Here is a 2,332-nt window from a genome sequence, read left to right as displayed (position 1 = left end):
AAAACTAAGCACAACAACGTGTATAACCAATTGCTTGGTTCTAGCCTACTTGGAAATTCCTAACGGAATTTCCTCTGGTTCGTTTTCTTTTGTTAACTTAGTTCCAGCCAACGCAACTAGCCATACACAAAACCGTTACCTTTAATTGCTCCGGAAATTTTAACTCCTAATTATCCGAATCACAAAAAACTATAATTTATCGGAATTTTTCTCACTCAATTCTGAATAAAATATTCTGAAAATTCTGATTAATCAATTCTGTATTTAAAAAACTTACGAAAACTTACTCTAACGCATTTTAGATCTTTACAATCAGTTTGCTATTTAGAAACTACAGAAAGTATTTAGGAAATTCGGCTCACTCATTTCTGATTTTAGCTTCTTTCGGAAAACTTACTCAATCGGTTTCTAAATACATACGAAAATCTAATTCGTCAAGAAACACGCACTCAATCGCAAAATGCTACAAAGAGTTTTGAAAAAAAACACTTTTCGCCATTCAAAGGTAAAAGCAAAACATGTTTAGCTTTTATTTTTTTTATTGTCCAATCTGAATTGATTCTCTTTATTTGCTCTACTGATTCTGTCGCAACTAAAAAGGTAACAACGTGTATATTTTATTGCTAGTTCTCGCCTACTTACGAAAATCCTCGCGGATTTTCTATTCGGTTTTTATTTGCTAACTTAGTTGCTTAAACACGCAACAAAGCATACACAAGACCGTTACCTGCAAGCTAGAAAAACCAAGAATACTGAATGAAAAGTAAGAAAATTCAAAACATTTTAGAATATTTCGATTATGAATTGTTGAAAAACCCAGAATTTAAAGAAGACTCTGTTCGTGAGGAAATAGTAGTTCCGATAATAAAAGGTTTAGGTTATTCAGCGAACAAACCAAATCAAATTATTAGAAGTAGAAATTTAATTCACCCATTCGTTTCAATTGGTTCTCAAAAAAAGAAAGTTTATATAATTCCAGATTATCTATTAGAAGTTGACGAAAAGCCGACTTGGATTTTAGATGCAAAATCACCTTCCGAATCAATAATTAAATCTAAAAATGTTGAACAAGCATATTCTTATGCAATGCATCCAGAAGTTAGAGCAAGGTTTTTCTCTCTATGCAATGGTAAAGAATTTGTATTATTCAGTGTTGATGATTTTGAACCACTTATGCATTTTCATATTCAGGAATTGCCTTTGTTCTGGGAAAATATGAAAGCAATACTATCACCTGAAAATATATTTTCAAAAAGCAGTCTTGATTATAAAAAGGATTTAGGTTTACACTTAAAACGACTTGGTTTTGATCAAAATACAGTTTTAGTTTTTCCACAAATTCCAATTACTGGTATAACTCAACTTGATGACGATATGTTTACAATAAATGTTGGTGGAGCCAATCTAAATGATACAACTTATGTCGCAACTTTTGATTTTCATTTAGATGTTTTTAAGCAACTAAAAGGAAAAATTCCAGATGAAGGATTTGAAAGGTTATTGATTCGAAATGAAAAAAGTCGTCTAGCTTTACGATTTCCTGACCGAGCGTATTTAGTTGATGTAGAATGCGAAGTCGGAGAAAAATTAGAAGAAAATGAAAAAGAAATATTCCTTCCTTTAAAATTAACCCGAATAATAAATTAAAAAAGCCTGCAGGTAACACCGTATAAACTTTATTGCTAGTTTTAGCTCACTTGGGAAATTCCTACGGAATTTCGCCGTTCGTGTTTTATTTAGTAAATTCATTGCTTAAACAACGCAACAAAGCTTATACAACAACGTTATAAAAAATAGCTCAGATGAACCTCTGAACTATGAAACAAACATTAATTCAAAGATTAATATTTAATTACTTCTCACTCTGCTTTTGAATTTTCTCTTACTCATTTCTGATAATAAATAATAGATTCATTATTTTAGAATATAATTACAAACCTGAAACTGAAAATTACTTTTACAAAGTTTCCCTCACTCCTATTCTGAAATTATTAAAACTTACTCAATCGGAATTTTTTCACTCATTCGGAATTTGAATCTATAAGGATTAGATTACTCAAACGGAAAATGCTGCAAAGAATTTTGAAGAAAAACACTTTTCGCTATTAAATGGTAAAAGCAAAACTCGTTTCGCTTTTGGTTTATAATTGTTCCATGATTATGGCTAAATATTTCGTGCTTACTCAAATGTTTCGCTACATTTTATAACAACGTTTATAAAAAATTGCTAGATTAGTGCTTAAATAATGGTAGTTGCATTTTTGCCAACTTCTGATTTTCCTTCGGAAAATCCTCGTCGCCAAAAACGCAACTTTCCATACACAAGACCGTT

The 2,332-nt window shown here is 30.9% G+C and carries 1 protein-coding gene; it reads left to right on the top strand.

Translation table 11 applies throughout. The features are described from left to right. The first annotated feature begins 756 nt into the window (after positions 1-756). On the top strand, positions 757-1,647 hold the full coding sequence (locus ACVC3Y_RS13045; protein WP_452227136.1) for a restriction endonuclease: 891 nt from the start codon (positions 757-759) through the stop codon (positions 1,645-1,647). The last annotated feature ends 685 nt before the right edge of the window (positions 1,648-2,332 follow it).

Source organism: Lacinutrix cladophorae, assembly GCF_053604645.1.
This window is presented reverse-complemented; position numbering and strand designations above follow the sequence as displayed.

Bases quoted from the DNA above. Each gene is read 5' to 3' on its own strand.
- ACVC3Y_RS13045 (WP_452227136.1), top strand. From the start codon at position 757: ATGAAAAGTAAGAAAATTCAAAACATTTTAGAATATTTCGATTATGAA.